The sequence below is a fragment of the Polaromonas sp. P1_G2 genome, assembly GCF_056405515.1.
On record NZ_JBFUBY010001488.1, the window covers coordinates 1 to 393 of the forward strand.

Below are 393 nucleotides of genomic sequence, written 5' to 3' on the forward strand. Positions count from 1 at the left end.
CTGGATGACCGCACCGCGACGCAAGCGATCGGCCAGTTGGATGCATTGCACGACGTGCTCGGCAAGCTCGGAACAGGAGCCGAAATCCCCGTCTATGTAACGGAATTCGGCTGGCCCACGCCGGTTTCTGGCTGTGTCATCAGCAAGCAGGCAGCGGCGGACAATATCGCCCAATTCCTGTTATGGTCAGCGGCTACGCCCTGGGTCAAGGGCGCCTGGATCTACCAGCTCAAGGACCAAGGGCAGAATACCACTGAGCTGGAAGACAATTTCGGTCTCTATACCTATGACTACCGTCCCAAGCCGGCTGCCTGTGCCGTCCGCAATGTCATGAGCATGATCAAGGCGTCTCGCGGCTATCGCCGGGAACGACCGTTCCCGAATGTGTTCTTC

General features: G+C 58.8%; 1 pseudogene. It reads left to right on the forward strand.

Going from position 1 to position 393, the window contains the following annotated elements:
• Positions 1–393, forward strand: a pseudogene (locus AC1D0P_RS31210) (hypothetical protein); the annotation flags it as partial.